This window comes from Pilimelia columellifera subsp. columellifera, from assembly GCF_039532605.1.
Taxonomy (GTDB): Bacteria; Actinomycetota; Actinomycetes; order Mycobacteriales; family Micromonosporaceae; genus Pilimelia; species Pilimelia columellifera.
In genome coordinates this window covers 1-5,302 of sequence record NZ_BAAARY010000050.1, presented here as the reverse complement: position 1 = coordinate 5,302, position 5,302 = coordinate 1, and the positions used below count along the sequence as shown (strand labels likewise).

Genomic DNA, 5,302 nt, shown 5'->3' with positions numbered 1-5,302 from the left:
ACCACGAAACCCCCGCGAAGAAATCCTCTGCACACTCTTCGCCGAAGTACTCGGCCTCAACCACATCACCATCGACGACAACTTCTTCAACCTCGGCGGCGACAGCATCAGCTCCATCCAGCTGTCCAGCCGGGCCCGAAGGGCGAAACTGGCCCTGTCGGCTCGGCAGGTCTTCGAGCACCAGACAGTCGCTGAGCTGGCCGTGCAGGTTCAGGAGGCGGCGGACGAGCGCGCCGAGGAACCGGGCGCCGGCGTCGGCGACGTGCTGCTCACCCCGATCGTGCGCTGGCTGGCTGAGTTGGGCGGGCGGGTAGACGGCTTCCACCAGTCACGGTTCCTGCGCACCCCGGGCGTCGCCCGCTACGAACAGCTGACCGAGGTTTTGCAGATCCTGCTCGACCACCACGACGCGCTCCGGATGCGCGCCCACGCCGCCGGGGACGCCGGTTGGACCCTCACCATCGGCCCGCCCGGTTCGGTACGGGCACACGACTGCCTGCGGCGCGTCGACGTGACCGGTCTGGACGAGGCCGCATACGTAGACCGCGTCCGCGCGGAGGCAGCCGCAGCTCGCCAACGGCTGGCCATCGACGGCAGCCTGGTGCAGGCGGTGTGGTTCGACCGGGGCGTCGATCGTTCGGGTCGGCTGGTGCTGGTCGTGCACCACCTCGCTGTCGACGCGGTGTCCTGGCGGATTCTCCTACCCGACCTCGCCGAGGCGTGGGATGCGGTGGCCGCCGGAGGGCCGGTGCAGCTCGCACCGGTGGGTACCTCGCTGCGTACCTGGGCTCGCCGCCTCGCCGACTGGGGTCGGCAGCCGCAGCGGCAGGCGGAGCTTCCGGTGTGGACCGAGGTTCTCGGCCCGCCGGATGCCCCGCTGGGGGGTCGCCCGCTCGACCCGGAGAAGGACATCGTGGCCTCGGCCACCGGGCTCACCGTCAGACTGGCACCGGACATCACCGAGGCCGTGCTGTCCGAGGTGACGAGCGTCTTCCACGCGGAGATGACCGATGTCCTCATGGCCGCCCTGGCAATCGCCTTCCGGACCACCGGCCTGGCCGGCCCGCGGGGCCTGCTGGTCGACCTGGAGGGCCACGGTCGTGCCGAGGAGCTGGTCGGTGGTGTGGATCTGTCTCGCACTGTCGGCTGGTTCACCACGAGCCATCCGGCGCGACTCGATACCGGATCCGCGGATCCCTCGATCCTCCGGGGCGGGGGCGCGGCCGTCGGTACCGTTCTCAAGCAGGTCAAGGAGCACCTTCGGACGGTCACCGGCATCGGACTCGGATACGGGCTGCTTCGTTACTCCGACCGGCGCACCGGGGCCGTCCTGGCCCGGCTCGCACAGCCGCAGGTCGGCCTCAATTACCTCGGGCGGGCGCCGGCAGCCGCCAGCGGCACCGACGCCGACTGGTCGGTAGCGACGGACGTGCCCGGCGTGGTCGGCCAAGACCCTGCGATGCGGCTGCCGCATGCCCTGGAGATTGTGGCGATCGTGCGCGACGCCGGCGCTGGGCTGCACCTCGAGTCGACCTGGGTGTGGCCGGACGGATTGTTCGCCGAAAGCCAGATCCGCGAGGTAACACAGGCCTGGTTTGACGCGCTGACAGCTCTCGTCCAGCACGCCCGCGCTGACGGTGGCGGACTGACGCCTTCCGACGTTGCGCTCACCGGACTGGACCAATCCGAAATTGACCTTCTCGAAGCTGAATGGGACAGGGACGAATGAGCCGCGCCGGACTTGACGATATTCTCCCGCTCACCCCGCTGCAGGAAGGGATGCTCTTCCACAACCTGTACGACGAGTCCGCGCTCGACGTGTACGCGGCTCAGCTCATCGTCGACCTGGAAGGTCCGCTCGACGTGCCCGCGCTGCGCGCGGCCGGGCAGGCGCTCCTGGTGCGACATCCGAACCTCCGGGCGGGATTTCGGCACCGGGGGCTTACCAACCCGGTGCAGGTGATTCCGTCGGCTGTCGAGCTGCCCTTTGCGGTGCACGACCTGACCGATACCCCGGAGCCCGAGCGCGATGTGGCGGCCCGCCACATCGTGACCTCGGACCGGGCCACGCGCTTCCACCTGAGCCGGCCGCCGCTGGTCCGGTTCACGCTGATCCGGTTGGCGCCGCAACGGCACCGGCTGGTGCTGACGATGCACCACATCCTCGTCGACGGCTGGTCGACTGCCCTGGTGTGGCGCGACCTGCTCGCCCTGTACCACGGCCGGGGGAAGGCACCCGAGCTGCCGCCAGTTGCTCCGTACCGGCGTTACCTCTCCTGGCTCACCGACCAGGACCCGAAGCAGGGACAGGCGGCATGGCGGGAGGCGCTCGCCGACCTCGACGGCCCCACACTGGTTGCTCCGCACGTTGGTGTGGAGGCGGAACTGCCCCACCAACAGCGTCGAACGCTTGATCGGCCGGTGACCGACCGGTTGGTTTCCTGGTGCCGCTCCAACGGGGTCACGCTCAGTACGGCCGTGCAGGCGGCGTGGGTCCTGGTACTCGCTCACCTCACCGGGCGCACGGATGTGGTCACTGGCATCACCGTTTCCGGCCGGCCACCGGAGGTTCCGGGCGTCGAGTCCATGGTGGGCTTGTTCATCAATACGGTGCCGCTGCGCGTCCGACTGCGCGGCGGGGAGACACTCGGCGACCTGGTCAGGCGGATGCAGGCGGAGAGCCTGGGGATGCTGCCGTATCACCATCTCGGCCTGGCGGAGATTCAGCGGCTCGTGGGCTCGTCCAAGCTGTTCGACGCGCCGACCGTGTTCGAGAACTATCCCGCCGGCACTCGGCCGGAGACCGGCGCGGACGACCGAGGCTCGGGGCAGTCCGCCGCGGACCAACTGCGCGTCACGGCGGTACGCGGCCAGGACGGCACCCATTTCCCTCTGGCGCTGGTGGCGGCGCCCGGCGCCGAACTCCTGCTACGCGTGGATTATCGGCCCAGCATCTTCGGCCCCGATGCGGCGCGCCGTATCGCGGACCGCGTTGCGCTGGTGCTGGAACGGCTCGCCGACAGCGCCGAGATTACGGTCGACGGGCTGGATGTGGTGTTGCCGGGTGAGGGGCGGCAGCTGCTCGCCTGGTCCACCGGTTCCGAACCGCCGGCGCCGGCGACCCTGCCCGCTCTTGTCGAGCGGCAGGTGCGTCGAGGTCCGGACGATGTGGCGGTGCTCGATGACGACGGAGCCGTGTCCTTCGCCGACCTCAATCACCGGGCGAACCGGTGGGCTCACCGGCTCATCGCCAGCGGGATCGGTCCGGAGCAGCTGGTAGCGGTGGCACTGCCGCGGACAGCTGACCTGCCGATGGCGCTGCTCGCCGTCGCCAAGGCCGGCGCAGCGTACCTGCCGCTCGATCCCGCGCACCCGGTCGGCCGGATCGCGGATCGCCTGGCCGAGACTCGTCCGGCTTGTCTCATCACCACCACGGTGATCGCGGCGACGCTGACCCTTCCTGCTGGGGTGCCGGTGCTGCTGTTGGACGCGACGGACGCCAGCGGGGAGCCGGATCACGATCCGACGGACGCCGACCGCACCACGCCGCTGACGACCAGCCACCCGGCCTATCTCATCTTCACGTCCGGGTCGACCGGCCGACCGAAGGGTGTCGTGGTAACGCACCATGGGCTGGCCGCCCTGACCACCGGGCAGGCGCGGACCTTCGCGCTAGGCCCTGGGGAGAGGGTTCTGCAGTTCGCGGCGCTCGGCTTCGACGCTACGAGCTCTGAGCTGTGGGTTACTCTCGCGGCCGGCGCCACCTTGGTGCTCACGGCGGACGACGATCGCATGCTGCCCGGTCAGCCGCTGGCGGATTTGGTCCTAGAGCGGGCCATCACCTGCATCACGTTGCCGCCTACGGCGCTCGCCGTGCTGCCGGCGAATGCGCTCGCCCCCCGCTGCACCCTGGTCGTCGCCGGCGAGGCGTGCTCGCCCGCTCTGGTCGACCGGTGGGCACCCGGCCGCCGCATGATCAATGCGTACGGCCCTACGGAGTACACCGTCTGCGCGACGATGAGCGATTCCCTGGCTGACAATGGGGCGCCGTCGATCGGTCGGCCGATCGACGGCGCCCGCACCTACGTGCTCGATCACCGGCTCGCCCCATCACCCATCGAAACGGCTGGCGAGCTCTATCTGGCCGGGCCCGGCCTTGCGCGGGGATACTCGGGGCAGCCGGCGCTCACGGCGGAACGATTCGTCGCCGACCCGTACGGGCCTCCCGGCCACCGGATGTACCGCACCGGCGACCGAGCCCGGTGGCGGGACGACGGGCGGCTCGACTACCTGGGCCGCGTCGACGACCAGGTAAAAATCCGGGGCTTCCGGGTCGAGCCGGGCGAGGTTGCGGCAGCGTTGAACGTCCATCCGGCGGTCGCCCAGGCTGTCGTCGTCGCCCACACCGACCACGAGGACGGCCCGCGCCTTGTCGGCTATGTGGTCGCCCACCCGGGTCAGGAACCCGACGACCTGCGTAGTTACCTCGCCGAACGGCTGCCGGCCTACCTGGTCCCGACGGTGGTGGTGACTCTGCCTGCCATGCCGGTGACCCCGAACGGAAAGGTCGATATCCGGGCCCTGCCCGTACCGGAGCTGCACGGCGCCGTCGGGGGGCGAGCTCCCCGAAGCCCCAGGGAGGAGATTCTCTGCGGGCTCTTCGGCGAGGTGCTGGGTGTAGGTCGCGTGGGAATCGACGATGACTTCTTCGCCCTTGGCGGGCATTCACTGCTCGCCACGAAGTTGGCCGGCCGCATCCGAGCGTCGCTGGATGTCGAGCTGCCCGTGCGGCGGATTTTCGACCTCCCTACCGTCGCTGGCCTGGCCGAGGTGCTCGACGAGGCCGAGGGGCGCCGGCCACCGGTGGTACCAGTTGCGTCGCGGCCATCGCGGATCCCCCTGTCGGCGGCGCAGAGCCGGCTGTGGTTCCTGAACCGGGTGGAGGGACCGAGCGCCACCTACAACATTCCCATGCCCATGCGGCTCCACGGCGACCTCGACGTGGAGGCCTTGCGCGCCGCGCTGGGTGACGTGGTCCGCCGGCACGAGACCCTTCGGACCACCTTCGCCGAGGATGACTCGGGGGCGGTCCAGGTTGTCCTCGACGATCCCGACCTGGACTTCGCCGTGGTCGGGGTCCAAGCCGACGACGTGGCGGCGGAGATCGCCGTGGTGGCCGGCCACCGATTTGACCTCGCATCGGGTGAGCTGCCGTTGTTGGTGCGGTTGTTGGTGGTCGGTGAGCGGGAGTTTGTGTTGGTGGTGGTGGTGCATCACGTGGCTGCGGATGGTTGGTCTATGC

The 5,302-nt window shown here is 69.9% G+C and carries 2 protein-coding genes; both read left to right on the top strand.

What is annotated here, in order from left to right; genetic code table 11:
- On the top strand, window positions 1-1,729 hold a 1,729-nt coding region (locus ABD287_RS18095; protein WP_344174701.1), incomplete at its 5' end, for a condensation domain-containing protein.
- On the top strand, window positions 1,726-5,302 hold a 3,577-nt coding region (locus ABD287_RS18090), incomplete at its 3' end, for an amino acid adenylation domain-containing protein (RefSeq protein ID WP_344174699.1). The genes ABD287_RS18095 and ABD287_RS18090, both read left to right, overlap by 4 nt.